Below are 13535 nucleotides of genomic sequence, written 5' to 3'. Positions count from 1 at the left end.
GTATAGACACGCTATGAATATAACAGGCCCGGATGTTATCACAACCCTCAGCAGCATCAGAGACTATATTCGCTGGGCTGCCAGCCGGTTTGCCGAGCATCAGGTTTTTCTGGGGCACGGCACGGTCACGCCTTTGGATGAAGCAGCGGCGATTGTGTTGCATACCTTGCATCAGCCTTACGATTTGGATCACGGCTATCTGGATTCGGTACTGACCATGGCCGAACGCCAAGCGGTGGTGTCTTTAATCGAACGCCGCATCGTCGAACGTAAGCCGTCCGCCTACTTAACTCATGAAGCGATATTCGCCGGCCTGTCTTTTTATGTAGATGAACGGGTCTTGGTGCCGCGTTCGCCCATCGCCGAACTAATTGCCGAACGCTTCGAGCCTTGGGTGGAAGAAACCCAAGTGTTCAACATCCTGGATTTATGTACCGGTAGCGCTTGCATCGCTATCGCCTGCGCTTATGCCTTCCCGGACGCACAAGTGGATGCAGTGGAATTGTCGGACGATGCGTTAGCCGTAGCGCAGATCAATATCGAAAAACATGATCTGGAAGACCAAGTCCAACTCTATCAATCCGATTTATTCAACGACTTGTCGGCCAAGCCTTACGACATTATCGTCAGCAATCCACCCTATGTCGCCATCGCCGAATGGGAAGGTCTGCCCGCCGAATTTCATGCCGAGCCCGAAATGGGGTTTACCGGCGGCGAACACGGCTTGGATTTGGTGTTGCGGATTTTGGTCGATGCCAAGCGCTATCTGGCGGAGCAGGGTATCCTGATCATCGAGGTCGGTAGCAGCGCCGAAACTTTGCAGGAAATGTTTCCGGACGTGCCTTTTCAATGGCTGGAATTCGAACGCGGCGGCGATGGGGTGTTTTTACTGACCGCCGAACAAGTCACTCTTTATCACTCACTTTTTGTTAGCGCTTTATAAACATGTCCGGAAACAGCATAGGAAAATTATTTACTGTCACCACCTCCGGCGAAAGCCATGGCCCAGCCTTGTTGGCTATCGTCGATGGCTGTCCTCCCGGACTGGAATTGTCCGAAGCCGATTTGCAAATCGATCTGGACCGCCGCAAACCCGGTACATCAAGGCATACCACTCAGCGCCGCGAGGCCGACGAAGTGAAGATACTGTCCGGCGTATTCGAAGGCAAAACCACTGGTTGTCCGATTGGCTTGCTGATCGAAAACACCGACCAGCGCTCCAAGGATTACAGCAAAATCGCCGAGAGCTTTAGGCCCGGTCATGCCGATTACACCTATCAGCATAAATATGGGTTTAGAGATTATCGCGGCGGTGGCCGCTCCTCGGCCCGTGAAACCGCGATGCGGGTGGCCGCTGGCGCGATTGCCAAGAAATATCTCTTCCAAGAACATGGCGTCCTGGTACGCGGCTATTTATCGCAACTGGGTCCGATCAAAATTGACGGATTCGATTGGAACGAAATCCCCAATAATCCATTCTTCTGCCCGGACGCCGATAAGGTGGAGGAAATGGAAAAATACATGGATGCGCTGCGCAAGGAAGGCGAATCGATAGGCGCCAAGATTGAAGTGATTGCCAGCCATGCGCCGCCCGGCTTGGGCGAGCCGATTTTTGATCGGTTGGATGCCGAACTGGCTTATGCCTTGATGAGCATCAACGCCGTTAAAGGCGTGGAGATTGGTGACGGCTTCGATTGCGTCAATACCAAGGGTACCAAATTTCGCGATGAAATTACTCCCGAAGGCTTTTTAAGTAACCATGCCGGCGGCATCTTGGGCGGTATCTCCAGCGGTCAAGACATCATCGCCCGGATTGCCTTAAAACCTACCTCCAGCCTGCGTTTGCCGGGTCGCAGTATTAATAGCAAAGGCGAGGTCATCGAAGTGGTCACCGAAGGCCGTCACGACCCCTGCGTCGGTATCCGCGCCACGCCTATCGCCGAAGCGATGGTCGCCATCGTCTTGATGGATCATTTGCTCAGGCATCGCGGGCAAAACCTGCATGTAAATTCAGGATTGCCGATTCTGCGCTGAATGAGCGTACCTTACTGGCGCTTATCCGGCTTTTACTTTTGCTATTTCGCCACGCTGGGCGCATTCCTGCCGTTTTGGAGTTTATACCTTAAGCAAGTCGGTTTCGCCGCCACAGAAATCGGCGAGCTGACAGCGTTTTTGGTGGCGACCAAGATCATTGCCCCGAATTACTGGGGCTGGCTTGCTGACAAAACCGGCCGTAATTTACGCCTGATTCGTATCACCTCACTGCTGTCGGTGCTGTGTTTTGCCGGTTTTTTGTACCGCAGCGACTACCTGTGGTTTGCCGCAGTGACCGTAGTTTTCAGCTTTTTCTGGAATGCCACTTTGCCGCAGTTTGAAGCTGCGACCTTGTTTCATCTACAATCCGAACCACAGCGCTATAGCCAAATTCGGCTGTGGGGGTCTATCGGCTTTATTGCGGCAGTTCTGGGCATAGGCCGGTTTCTGGATCAATTTAGCATTGCCTATTTGCCGTGGATCATAGGTAGCCTGATGCTGTTGAATTGGTTGATGGCGCTGGTGACGCCGGAAGCGCAGCCGCGCCTGATTCATAGCAATACTGGCGGCATCTGGCAAATCCTAACGAAACCGGAGCTGTTGGCATTTTTGCTGGTTTATATGCTGCTGCAAGTCGCGCATGGCCCTTACTATGTGTTTTATTCGGTTTACTTAAAGCAGCACGGCTATTCGGCGACCGAAACCGGTTTGTTGTGGGCCAGCGGTGTAGCGGCCGAGGTGTTGTTGTTCATGGCGATGCGCCAATTGTTGAAATGGCTCTCGCCACGCACGCTACTGCTTATTGCGGTATCACTCAGCGTAGTGCGTTGGCTGTTAATCGCCGAAGGGGTTGATTCGTTGGTACTGACGATCAGCGCGCAAGTTCTGCACGCAGCCACGTTCGGTGTCGCGCATGTCGTGGCTATGCAATTGCTGTATCAGTATTTCGGCGAACGCCATCAAAGCAAAGGGCAGGCGCTGTACAGCAGTATCAGTTTTGGCTTGGGCGGCATGATAGGCAGTCTTTACAGCGGTTATTTCTGGGATATGCTGGGCGGCCGCCTGGTGTATATCATTGCCGCCCTGGTGTGTTGCGTGGCTTTGCTGATTACCTATATCGGTGTGGCTCGGCAATCTCGCCTCGGATTGAGTTAAAATTGACAGGTTTCAGGAAAGAGGGATAGACAACGTGTTTGAAGTAATCAAAAACGGCGGCTGGATGATGGCGCCGATCATCTTGTGTTCCATCGTCGCGATGGCGATCATCGGCGAACGCTTTTGGTCTTTGCAGCGCAAACGCATCATTCCCACCGATTTGGTGCCGTACATTTGGCAATTGCATCGGGACAAGAAACTGGACGAACCGACGATCAGGCGCATTAAACTGAGTTCGCCGTTGGGCCGCATCCTGGCCGCCGGCTTGCTGAATCGCAAACATGGCCGGGAAATTATGAAATCCAGTATCGAGGAAGTCGGCCGCCAGGTCACTCACGAACTGGAACGCTATTTAAACGCGCTGGGTAGTATCGCGTCCATCACGCCCTTACTCGGATTGCTCGGCACAGTAGACGGCATTATCCGGGTGTTTTCCGACATCGCGATTGGCGGCATGGGCGATCCCGCAGTGCTGAGCGGCGGTATTTCCGAAGCCTTGATTTGTACTGCCTCGGGCTTAACCGTGGCGATTCCCAGCCTGTTTTTCCACCGTTATTTCGAGCGGCTGGTGGATGATCACGTGGTACGCATGGAGGAAGAATCGCTGCGCCTGATCGACATCATGCAAGGCGCGCGCGAGGATATTTGATGCAATTCCGCCGCAAACGCCGCACGCAGGTCGATATCGGTTTAATCCCGATGATAGACGTGTTGCTGGTTTTACTGTTTTTCTTCATGGTCGCCACCACTTTTCGCCATCACTCCGAACTGAAGATCAACCTGCCTGAAGCCCAAGGCAGCGACGCTACGGAGCAGGGTAAGACCATCAATTTATACGTCGATGCCAAAGGTACTTATGCTTTGGCAGGCGAAGATAATCAGTTTCATGAACTGGTGAATCAAAATCTGGACGGTTTGAAAGCGGCTTTAGAGCAAACTGCCGGTGAGTCCAGACTGTTGCCGTTCATTATCAGTGCGGACGGCAAAGCCCCGCATCAAGCCGTGGTCAGCGCATTGGATATCGCCAATCAATTAGGCTTTCACCACATCACTTTTGCTATCAACCGCCCGGAAAAATAATGAACCCGAAATTAGTGAAATGGTTTGAGGACGCCTGGTACAAGGAAATGTACATCTCAGCTTGGTTTATGCCGCTGTCTATGTTGTATGTCGACGCAGTACGTTTACGCAGGTTTGCCTATCGGGTCGGCATCAAGAAAAGAACCAGATTGCCGGTGCCAGTGATTATCGTCGGCAACATCACGGTGGGAGGCACCGGCAAAACGCCGTTGGTGATCTGGATGGTCGAATTCCTGAAACAAAACGGCTTCAAACCCGGCGTGATCAGCCGCGGTTATGCCGGCAAGGCGAACACGAGTCCGCAATCAGTCACCGCCGACAGCGACCCGCTGCAAGTGGGTGACGAAGCGGTGTTGTTAGCCAAGCGCTGCGCTTGTCCGATTGTGGTTGGCGCCGATCGAGTCGCAGCCGCTAGGCAATTATTGTCAAGCAACGCCTGCGACGTGTTGATTTCCGACGACGGATTGCAGCATTACGCATTGGAGCGCGACATCGAAATCGTCGTGATAGACGGTCAGCGCCGTTTTGGTAACGGTTATTGCCTGCCGGTCGGACCGCTGCGCGAGCCGCAGGAGCGGGTCAAACAAGTGGACTTGGTGGTCGTCAACGGCCCGGATGAATTGCTGGAAGGCGAATTGCCGATGCACTGCAAGGGCCAGCAGCTGATCAACATGAAAACCGGCGAACGAAAACTGCTGGTCGAATTCAAGGGCATCCCTTGTCATGCCATAGCCGCTATAGGCAACCCGGTACGCTTCTTTGCGCAATTGGCGACCGCCGGACTGGATTGTCAAACCCACGCCTTGCCGGACCACCATCCGTTTACCGCCGAAGACTTGCAATTTAAAGAGCCGCGCCCGGTCATTATGACTGAAAAAGATGCCGTTAAATGCGCCCGCTTCGCGACCGACCTGCACTGGTATTTACCTATCGATGCCGAATTGCCCGAGGCATTTTCCCAACAACTGTTAAAACTACTTAAAGACAAAGCTCATGGATAAAAAACTGCTCGAGATTCTGGCCTGCCCGCTTTGCAAAAGCTCCCTGATTTACGACAAAGACAAACAGGAATTGATTTGCAAGGCCGACAATTTAGCTTTCCCGATCCGCGACGATATTCCGGTGATGCTGGAAGACGAAGCCCGCGAGTTGAGTTTTGAAGAAGCGGACGCGCTACGTAAATGAGCACCGGTTTTAAAGTCGTCATTCCGGCGCGCTACGGCTCCACCCGCTTGCCCGGCAAACCCTTGTTGGACATTGCCGGCAAGCCGATGATCGTGCATGTGTGCGAACGCGCACTGGAAGCCGACGCCGAGCAAGTGGTGGTTGCCACTGACGATCGACGCATTTTCGCTGCGGTCGGCGACTTGGGCCTGCAAGCGGTGATGACCGATCCCAACCACCAATCCGGCACCGAGCGCATCGCCGAGGTAGCGCGGGTCATGGGTTGGGCCGACGAGCAAATCGTCGTGAATCTGCAAGGCGACGAACCGTTGATTCCACCGGCTTACATCCGAGATGCGGCCTTGGCGCTGGCTGGGCAAGATCAGGCTGGCATCGCCACGTTGGCGGCGAAGATTTTGGATGCGGACGAAATTTTCAATCCCAATGCGGTGAAGGTGGTTTTGGATAAAAACGGCTATGCGCTGTATTTCAGCCGGGCGGCGATTCCGTGGAATCGTTCAACTTTCCCTGATCAACATGATCCTGCTGTTTCGTCTCTGCCGCATCTAAGACACATAGGCATGTACGCCTACACCGTTGGCTTTCTGCAGCGCTATTGCAGTTGGCCGGCGTCACCGCTGGAAAGTGTAGAGTCTTTGGAGCAACTTCGGATACTTTGGCACGGGGAGAGGGTGTTGGTGAAAATTGTTGATAAGACGCCGGAGGCTGGGGTAGATACGGAGGAGGATTTGGTGAGGGTTTCCAAACAGATTATTTCCCCAGCTAGTGCTTAATTCCGTAAGTTAACGATAGTATTTCTTAGTTGCGCACCGCGCTAGATTCGGCTTAAACAATTTTTTCGCCAGATTGAATAAATTGCCTATGCTTGGCACCCACCGTGGCGTGGCCTATTGTGTAGTTATCTTCTTATTGGACAAACTCGCTGGTATTCAGACCTAGTTATTGTTCAATTAAACGCTTAGTAAATTGTCCTAAGGAACCTCTGATTAATTCAGTTTTTCATGACAAATATATATTCAAGCAATTGATTTTATTGGAAAATTAATTCTAGGTTACGAATTAATCAGAGGTTCCTTAATTCTTCCGCTATTTCTGGGTTTTTAAATAAGTATTAATCGCGGCATCATCCTCTGCCATATGAGTAATCCAATCTCGCATGAAGCCAGACACCTCTATTTCCTCTAGTTTTTGCTGATTGATTCCATGACTAAACGCGATCAGTTTCTCCAGCATCAGATTATGCGTCTGCACATGATGTTGATATTCCGGATAGTCGTGCTGCTTCATAAAGGCTTCTTCAGCTTGAAAATGTTCTCTAACGTGTTGATAAAGCAACATAATATTTTCGGCTAGCGCTTGCGTATCTTTCGATTTCACCAGTTGGTTTGCCAGATCGAAAATCTCTTTGTGCTGTTGGTCAACTGCTTCGTTTCCGAGCAGATATTGATTTTCCCAAACGAATTCGTTCATGTTATTTCCGTCATCTTCTGTCTGTTAGCGCATCTTAAAAAAGCCAACTTCCTGCATGAGCGTTTGGCTTTGATCGTTTAATTCTTCAGCAGTGGCGGCCAATTGCTCGGAAGCTGCCGCGTTGTGCTGAATCGCCGTATCCAATTGTCCTACCGCTTGACTGATTTGCCGGACACCGGCTGCCTGTTCGTCGGATGCGGTAGCTATTTCCTGTACAAGCGTAGCGGTTTTTTGAATGCTGGGCAGCATTTGGCTGAAGATACGGCCGGCGTTTTGGGCGATGTCCAGGCCGGTATTAGCGAGTTCGCCGATTTCGTTGGCGGTATCCTGGCTGCGGGTTGCCAACTTCCGCACCTCGGTTGCTACTACCGAGAAACCGGCGCCGTGTTCGCCCGCTTTGGCGGCGACAATAGAAGCATTTAATGACAGTAAATTGGTTTGGTAGGCAATCGCCTCAATTAAACCGATTTTCTCGGCGATTTTGTTCATCGCCTCCACGGTGTCTCTGATCGCCTGTTCGCCGCTTTGCGCCGATTCGGCGGCGGTAAGTGCAATTTTTTCCGTGGTCTGCGCATTCTCGTGATTGTGCTCCACTGAACTGGTCAATTGTTCCAGTGCGGCACTGGTTTGTTCAATACTTGCCGCTTGTTCGCAACTGCTTTGACTGAGGGTTTGCGCCGCATTATTGACTTCATTAGAGGCTTGGGCAATTTGCGCCGAACAACTGCCGATAGTGCCAATCACATCGGCCAGACGTTTTTGCATGGTCAGCATGGCGGCAAAAATGCCGACATGTTGCTCCGCTTGCGGCATGCCCCGCCGTTCCAGTTTCCCGGCAGCGATATTGACCGCTAGATTATTGACCTGCAACGGTTCTCCGCCCAACTGAGCGGCTATGTCCTTGCGCAGTATCCAAAATAGCGAAAAAGACAAACCCGCTACCACAACAATAAACACACCGTTGAACAACAAGCGGCGACTGGCGCTGTTTTCTATCGCCTTGGACGAGTCTATGGTGTCTTTGGCAATATAGTTTTCCACTTCTTTCAATAGATTGATCTTGCCGGTTTGCATCGCAAACCAGTGGGCCGGGTCCACCGCAAAACCGCCTTTATCGGCATGGCTGAGGGCTTTGCTGCGCATGGCCGCCGTTTCGTCAATAAACTGGCCGCGCAGAGTGTGTTGTAAAAAATCCAGATACGGTTGGGGAGCGACCGAGGCAAAAATATCCAGATAAGTATTCTGAAAAGCGATCAGGGTCACCAGTTTTTCATACATGCCTGGCCCAAAAGCGTCCTTGGCAAAAGTGTTCGCCAACACTGCCCGCTCCACGCCCGCTTGTTCCTTGCCTTTCAGGAAATTGGCATAGGCATCCAGCTTGTGATTGATTTCTACATTGGTGCTCAACTGCGGCAATTGGGCGATGATGGCCAGATAGGCGGCATTTAGATTGGAATAGTAATTGATGGTGGCTTCGCCGCTGGCGCTTAAAGCGATGACCGACTGACGAGTCTCGTCGAGTTGGTCGATTTGCCGGTCTGCCGCCGCCAAACCCGCCGTCAGATTGGTGGCGGCGTTGGTATCGAAAGTTTTGAGAAAAGCATTCAGTTGTTTCAGTTTTTCGTCGGTGGCTAGGCGTTGTTGCTCCAGTTCTTGTTTAAATTTCTGACCACCACTACCCAAATGCCCCACTGACAAGCCGCGTTCTTTTTGTAATTCATGTACCAGATCGCTGGCGTACACGGAAAAGTCGGCTAAAGAGATTATCTTTGCCGCTGACTGCATCTCCGCAATATGGGTGTAGACCACGAAGGAGGCCATTAGCAGTAAGCCTGCTAAGGGTATCAGCGATAGGGCCGCTATTTTGTGGCTGAATTTAACGGTTTTCAGGTCAAGCATGTCGATTCCCGGCGACTATTCATATGCTCAAGCATAGTCCAGGGTGCTTATACCTGCTACATGTAAGGTTGAGGGAAACGGGCCGATTGTATTGGAAAAAACTCGAACAATCGACCCAATTTGTCTACCGATATTTAGAACAAACCGCTGATCACGCCGTCGTCGCTAATATCGATACGCTCTGCCGCCGGTACTTTCGGTAAGCCCGGCATCGTCATCATGTCGCCGGCAATCGCCACAATAAAGCCGGCGCCGTTGGCCAGGCGTACTTCATTGATTTCCACGACATGGTCGGACGGTGCGCCCTTGGCGTTGGGGTTGGTGGAAAACGACATTTGGGTTTTGGCCATGCAGACCGGGAAATGGCCATAGTTGGCTTGCAGCGCCTTCAGCTCGGCGCGAATTTTCGGGCTGGCGCTGATTTTTGCCGCGCCGTAAAGCTTGGTGGCGATGGCTTCGATTTTATTCCATAGCGGCAGTTCGCTGTCGTAAACGTAGCTAAAGCCTGGTTCTCGATGATCGACGATGTTCAGAATTTCCTGAGCCAATTGTTCGGCACCGGCCCCACCGTGCGCCCAATGCTTGGCGACCACGCATTTCACGCCCAAGGCTTCGCATTTTTGCTGCAACAAGGCGATTTCGGCATCGGTGTCGAAGGTAAAGTGATTGATGCTGACCACGCAGGGCAGACCGTAATGCTGTGTGATGTTATGCAGGTGACGTTCCAGATTGGCAAACCCTTGTTCCAGTGCTGCCAGGTTTTCCTGGTTCAAATCGTCTTTGGCTACGCCACCGTGGAATTTCAACGCGCGTACTGTGGCGACCAATACCACCGCCGAGGGCTTTAAGCCGGACATGCGGCATTTGATGTCCAGAAATTTTTCCGCGCCCAAGTCGGCGCCAAAGCCGGCTTCGGTCACCGCATAATCGGCCAGCTTCAACGCGGTTTTGGTGGCGGTGACGGTGTTGCAGCCGTGGGCAATGTTGGCAAACGGCCCACCATGGATAATAGCCAGATTGTTTTCCAGGGTTTGTACCAGGTTAGGTTTGATCGCATCTTTTAAGATCGCCGCCATCGCGCCGTGAGCTTTCAGATCGCTGGCGTAAACCGGCGTGACTTTATCGGATTTGTAACCGATGACGATACGGCCCAAGCGCTCCTTCAAATCAGCGCGGCTAGTCGCCAGACACAGAATCGCCATCACTTCCGAGGCGACGACGATGTCGAAACCGTCTTCGCGCAAATAGCCGTTGGCCGGGCCGCCCTGGCCGATGGTGATTTTGCGCAACGCCCGGTCGTTCATATCGATCACGCGTTTCCATTGGATGCGGCGCGGGTCGATGTCCAGTTTGTTGCCGTGGTTGATGTGGTTGTCGATCAACGCAGACAATAAATTGTGCGCAACGCCGATGGCGTGAAAGTCGCCTGTGAAATGCAGATTGATGTCTTCCATCGGCACCACTTGCGCATAACCGCCGCCGGCCGCGCCGCCTTTGACACCGAAGCAGGGGCCCAGCGAAGGTTCGCGTAGGCAGATAATGGTTTTCTTACCCAAGCGGTTCAAGGCATCGCCCAAACCGACCGTGGTGGTGGTTTTGCCTTCGCCGGCCGGGGTAGGGCTAATGGCCGTGACTAAAATCAGTTTGCCGTCGGTTTTATCGGTCAGACTGTTGACATATTCCAGGGAAATCTTGGCTTTGTAATGACCGTAAGGGTCCAGATGTGCGGCGGGGATGCCGAATTTTTCGCCGGCCAAATCGATAATCGGGCGCATGCTTGCCTGTTGGGCAATTTCAATGTCAGACATGGTAGTTCCTAAAATACTCTGAGAAGTGTGGCAATAAAGCAGAGCAGCCGGCGGCTGCGATAGGCGGATATTGTAGAGTTCTAAGGCTGGGGCAGCCAGAAATTTAATGGGGAAAAGCCGGCAAGGCTTTACGTGTAGGGCGCTGCCGGCTTTTCGGCGACTGAGGTCGTCGCGCCGGACAACCTGTCGCAATAGCGGGTGATGCGGTTTAGTAAGTAATCACTTCGCTGCCTTTACCCACCAACACCACATCCGCGTCGCGGATCGCAAACAGACCGTTGGTGATCACGCCGGGGATATTGTTGATGGTTTTTTCCAACTCGATAGGGTCCAGGATACTTAAATTATGCACATCCAGAATCTCGCAACCGTTGTCGGTGATGTAGCTGGCGCCAGTATCTTTGTTCATGCGCAATTCGGGTTGGCCGCCCAATTTAGCCAATTGGCGAGCCACGAAGCTGCGCGACAAAGGCAATACTTCAACCGGCAACGGAAATTTGCCCATCACGTCCACGCATTTGCTTTCGTCGACGATGCAAACAAATTTTTTGCTGGCGCCGGCAATGATTTTCTCGCGGGTCAACGCGCCGCCGCCGCCTTTCAGCATTTTTTTATGCGGGGTGACTTCATCCGCGCCGTCTACGTAAATGTCCAGATCGCCGGATTGGTTCAGGTCGATGACGCGAATACCGATGGATTGCAAATGTTCGGTGGTTTTCGCCGAGCTGGATACCGCGCCTTCGATGTCTCTTTTGAAATCGCAGTCGGCCAGCAGATTAATCAAATGGGTAACGGTAGAGCCGGTACCCATGCCGATGATGGGTACGTTTTTCAAATAGTGCAGGGCAGCCTGAGCGACTTGTTTTTTTAATTCGTCTTGAGTCATGGTGATGGTCCTGATGGATTACTCTTATAAATCTGACACGGCGTTTAACCCGTCATTGTATGGGATAATAACCGATTGACGCTGATCTCTCAGCAGTTTTTACGCCGAACCGGCTCCAGGCAGCCTCGCCTAAACAGCCCCAGAACCCAAGCATGGACGGCAAGTGCGCCAGCGGTTGCCGAGGACAATAATGCAAAAATACATAGAAAAGATATTGCGGGCAAAAGTCTACGACGTTGCCGAAGAAACTCCATTGGATTTTGCCGCTACGCTGTCGGAAAAAATCAGCAACAAGGTTTATCTGAAACGTGAAGATTTGCAGCCGGTGTTCTCGTTTAAATTGCGCGGCGCCTATAACAAAATCGCCTCTCTGCCGCTCGAACAAACTGCGCACGGTGTCATCGCCGCGTCGGCCGGCAATCACGCCCAAGGTGTCGCTTTGGCGGCCAAAAAGCTGGGCATTAAAGCCCTGATTGTGATGCCGAAAACCACCCCGGAAATTAAGATCAAATCGGTGAAGGCGCGCGGCGCGAAAATCGTGCTGCACGGCGATTCCTATGATGACGCTTACGCGCATGCGATGGAATTGGTCGCGGAAAAAGGCATGACGTTTATTCACCCTTACGACGATCCAGAAGTGATCGCCGGGCAGGGTACGGTGGGGATGGAAATTTTGCGCCAACACAACGGTGATATTCACGCGATATTCGTGCCGGTTGGCGGTGGTGGGTTGGTGGCCGGCATCGCCGCTTACGTTAAATTCGTGCGCCCGGATATTAAAGTCATTGCGGTGGAGCCGGACGACGCTGATTGCTTGAATCAAGCTTTAAAAGCCGGTCAGCGCGTAATATTGGAACAAGTCGGTTTGTTTGCCGACGGCGTGGCGGTCAAGCAGATTGGCGAGGAACCGTTTCGCATCGCCCGTGAGTACGTCGATCAGGTGATCACCGTCAGTACCGACGAGATTTGCGCGGCGATCAAAGACATTTTCGACGATACCCGCTCAGTCGCCGAGTCGGCTGGCGCTTTGGCGGTGGCGGGATTGAAAAAATACGCCGAACAACAGCAGCTACAGCAACACACCCTCATCGCCATCGATAGCGGTGCCAATATCAATTTCGACCGCTTGCGCTATGTGGCGGAGCGCACGCTGGTAGGCGAGCATCGGGAAATTCTGCTGGCGGTGGAAATACCGGGCAGCTTTTTACGGTTTTGCAAGATGATAGGTAAGCGCAGCATCACCGAATTCAATTACCGCTACTTCGATGCGCGCATGGCCCAAGTGTTTGTCGGTATCAGCAGCAGCGGCGCGGAAAACGACCGCCAGCATCTGATCGAGCAACTAGCCGTAGACGGTTTTCCGGTTACCGATATGACCGGCAACGAACTGGCAAAAGATCATATCCGCTATATGGTCGGTGGGCATGCGCCATTCGAGTTGAAAGAGAGCGTCTACAGCATCCAGTTTCCCGAGCGTCCCGGCGCGCTGCTGAAGTTTTTGCTGTCGCTGGGTAGCCAGTGGAATATCAGCCTGTTTCATTACCGCAATCATGGCGCCGCCTTCGGTAAGGTATTGATTGGCTTGCAGATCGACGGTGAGCAGCGCCGGCGTTTTGAACAATGCTTGTCGGTTTTAGGACTTGCCTATCGGGATGAGACCGGTAATCCAGCCTATCGCCTGTTTGTGGGCGGTAGCGAATCTGCTGACATCGGCTGCTAAGCTTTTCCACTCCCGTTTAGCTTCCCAATCTTAGGATCTATTTAAAAAATCTCCCCCAGCCCCTCTTTTTCTAAAGAGGGGCGAGTAACTTCGCAATTCGGTGCATTCAGAATTGCCTGACCTTATTTCCCACTAAATCCTTAAACCCAAAAAACCAGGTGCTTGATGTTCTTAAGTGCTTCGGCAAATTATTCCGCCCAAAATCTTAACGCCCGGAATTATTGGCAAACATTTCGGGATTTACTCCTAACGACAACTGGGAATTCACCAACATACAATGCGCGCCATTTTGTGCTAT

Annotated in this window: 13 protein-coding genes; 9 read left to right on the top strand and 4 right to left on the bottom strand. The window is 52.3% G+C overall.

From position 1 onward, the window contains the following. The first annotated feature begins 13 nt into the window (after positions 1–13). From prmB to kdsB, 8 genes are read left to right on the top strand one after another with little or no spacing between them, the layout of a single operon-like run. A complete protein-coding gene (gene prmB / locus EBB_RS20320; RefSeq protein WP_192395548.1) occupies positions 14–943 on the top strand; it encodes a 50S ribosomal protein L3 N(5)-glutamine methyltransferase in 930 nt (309 codons plus the stop codon). 2 nt (positions 944–945) lie between these two features. Next, a complete protein-coding gene (gene aroC, locus EBB_RS20315) occupies positions 946–2034 on the top strand; it encodes a chorismate synthase (RefSeq protein WP_192395547.1) in 1089 nt (362 codons plus the stop codon). Beyond that, a complete protein-coding gene (locus EBB_RS20310; RefSeq protein WP_192395546.1) occupies positions 2035–3189 on the top strand; it encodes an MFS transporter in 1155 nt (384 codons plus the stop codon). Between the two features lie 34 nt (positions 3190–3223). Continuing rightward, entirely contained in the window at positions 3224–3838 is a 615-nt protein-coding gene (locus EBB_RS20305) for a MotA/TolQ/ExbB proton channel family protein (RefSeq protein WP_192395545.1), read from the top strand. Continuing rightward, positions 3838–4269, top strand: coding sequence for an ExbD/TolR family protein (locus EBB_RS20300; RefSeq protein ID WP_192395544.1), 432 nt, complete (start codon positions 3838–3840; stop codon positions 4267–4269). The genes EBB_RS20305 and EBB_RS20300 overlap by 1 nt, the downstream gene beginning before the upstream one ends. Next, positions 4269–5270, top strand: coding sequence for a tetraacyldisaccharide 4'-kinase (lpxK, locus tag EBB_RS20295; RefSeq protein ID WP_192395543.1), 1002 nt, complete (start codon positions 4269–4271; stop codon positions 5268–5270). Before EBB_RS20300 ends, lpxK begins: the two co-directional genes overlap by 1 nt. Next, complete coding sequence (locus EBB_RS20290) at positions 5263–5454, top strand: Trm112 family protein (RefSeq protein WP_033156289.1); 192 nt, start codon at positions 5263–5265, stop codon at positions 5452–5454. The genes lpxK and EBB_RS20290 overlap by 8 nt, the downstream gene beginning before the upstream one ends. Next, entirely contained in the window at positions 5451–6227 is a 777-nt protein-coding gene (gene kdsB, locus EBB_RS20285) for a 3-deoxy-manno-octulosonate cytidylyltransferase (RefSeq protein WP_192395542.1), read from the top strand. Before EBB_RS20290 ends, kdsB begins: the two co-directional genes overlap by 4 nt. Before the next feature lie 313 nt (positions 6228–6540). Here the strand turns inward: kdsB and EBB_RS20280 are convergent, their stop codons facing one another. The 4 genes from EBB_RS20280 to rpiA all read right to left on the bottom strand — a co-directional run bounded on the left by EBB_RS20280 (position 6541) and on the right by rpiA (position 11517). After that, positions 6541–6924, bottom strand: coding sequence for a bacteriohemerythrin (locus tag EBB_RS20280; RefSeq protein WP_192395541.1), 384 nt, complete (start codon positions 6922–6924; stop codon positions 6541–6543). A 24-nt stretch (positions 6925–6948) separates the two neighbouring features. Further along, a complete protein-coding gene (locus tag EBB_RS20275; RefSeq protein ID WP_192395540.1) occupies positions 6949–8823 on the bottom strand; it encodes a methyl-accepting chemotaxis protein in 1875 nt (624 codons plus the stop codon). 134 nt (positions 8824–8957) lie between these two features. Next, positions 8958–10631, bottom strand: coding sequence for a formate--tetrahydrofolate ligase (locus EBB_RS20270; RefSeq protein WP_192395539.1), 1674 nt, complete (start codon positions 10629–10631; stop codon positions 8958–8960). Between the two features lie 208 nt (positions 10632–10839). Continuing rightward, entirely contained in the window at positions 10840–11517 is a 678-nt protein-coding gene (gene rpiA / locus EBB_RS20265; protein WP_192395538.1) for a ribose-5-phosphate isomerase RpiA, read from the bottom strand. A 190-nt stretch (positions 11518–11707) separates the two neighbouring features. Between rpiA and ilvA the strand changes: the two genes are divergently transcribed. After that, a complete protein-coding gene (gene ilvA, locus EBB_RS20260) occupies positions 11708–13237 on the top strand; it encodes a threonine ammonia-lyase, biosynthetic (RefSeq protein WP_223146884.1) in 1530 nt (509 codons plus the stop codon). The last annotated feature ends 298 nt before the right edge of the window (positions 13238–13535 follow it).

It is taken from the genome of Methylomonas fluvii, assembly GCF_014850975.1.
GTDB classification, from domain to species: domain Bacteria; phylum Pseudomonadota; class Gammaproteobacteria; order Methylococcales; family Methylomonadaceae; genus Methylomonas; species Methylomonas fluvii.
Note: the sequence above shows the minus strand (reverse complement) of the source record. Positions and strands in the feature narration are given on the sequence as shown.

Coding starts and splice junctions, on each gene's coding strand:
- prmB (WP_192395548.1), top strand. CDS start 14: ATGAATATAACAGGCCCGGATGTTATCACAACCCTCAGCAGCATCAGA.
- aroC (WP_192395547.1), top strand. CDS start 946: ATGTCCGGAAACAGCATAGGAAAATTATTTACTGTCACCACCTCCGGC.
- EBB_RS20310 (WP_192395546.1), top strand. CDS start 2,035: ATGAGCGTACCTTACTGGCGCTTATCCGGCTTTTACTTTTGCTATTTC.
- EBB_RS20300 (WP_192395544.1), top strand. CDS start 3,838: ATGCAATTCCGCCGCAAACGCCGCACGCAGGTCGATATCGGTTTAATC.
- lpxK (WP_192395543.1), top strand. CDS start 4,269: ATGAACCCGAAATTAGTGAAATGGTTTGAGGACGCCTGGTACAAGGAA.
- EBB_RS20290 (WP_033156289.1), top strand. CDS start 5,263: ATGGATAAAAAACTGCTCGAGATTCTGGCCTGCCCGCTTTGCAAAAGC.
- kdsB (WP_192395542.1), top strand. CDS start 5,451: ATGAGCACCGGTTTTAAAGTCGTCATTCCGGCGCGCTACGGCTCCACC.
- EBB_RS20280 (WP_192395541.1), bottom strand. CDS start 6,924: ATGAACGAATTCGTTTGGGAAAATCAATATCTGCTCGGAAACGAAGCA.
- EBB_RS20275 (WP_192395540.1), bottom strand. CDS start 8,823: ATGCTTGACCTGAAAACCGTTAAATTCAGCCACAAAATAGCGGCCCTA.
- EBB_RS20270 (WP_192395539.1), bottom strand. CDS start 10,631: ATGTCTGACATTGAAATTGCCCAACAGGCAAGCATGCGCCCGATTATC.
- rpiA (WP_192395538.1), bottom strand. CDS start 11,517: ATGACTCAAGACGAATTAAAAAAACAAGTCGCTCAGGCTGCCCTGCAC.
- ilvA (WP_223146884.1), top strand. CDS start 11,708: ATGCAAAAATACATAGAAAAGATATTGCGGGCAAAAGTCTACGACGTT.